Annotated in this window: 1 protein-coding gene; it reads left to right on the top strand. The window is 38.4% G+C overall.

Features of this window, described 5'->3' with window-relative positions:
- Positions 1-15: 15 nt before the first annotated feature.
- The coding region (locus tag FCL47_RS24975) for a hypothetical protein (RefSeq protein WP_205747438.1) at positions 16-250 on the top strand (235 nt) is incomplete at its 3' end.

The raw sequence follows: 250 nt of genomic DNA, 5'->3' as shown, positions 1-250 counted from the left end.
GCTCAAAGAGTAATTATGGCACTACAATTGAATCCTAACACAACTGAATTTGAAATTATTGAATATTTTTTGCGCAAGGGAGCAAAAAAAGATGGGTTTTGCACTGATCTTGTTAAACATGGGCTAAAATCATGGTGGATAATCTCAAGTCGGCAGTGCTGCAGAGAATCACTGGTCAAGATCCTGTTTTTAATCCAAAGTTTCTGGATTTTTCCAACCACTATGGCTTCCAGATTATCCCTTGTGGCGT

The sequence above is a fragment of the Desulfopila sp. IMCC35006 genome (assembly GCF_005116645.1).
In the GTDB taxonomy this organism is placed as follows: domain Bacteria; phylum Desulfobacterota; class Desulfobulbia; order Desulfobulbales; family Desulfocapsaceae; genus Desulforhopalus_A.
This window is presented reverse-complemented; position numbering and strand designations above follow the sequence as displayed.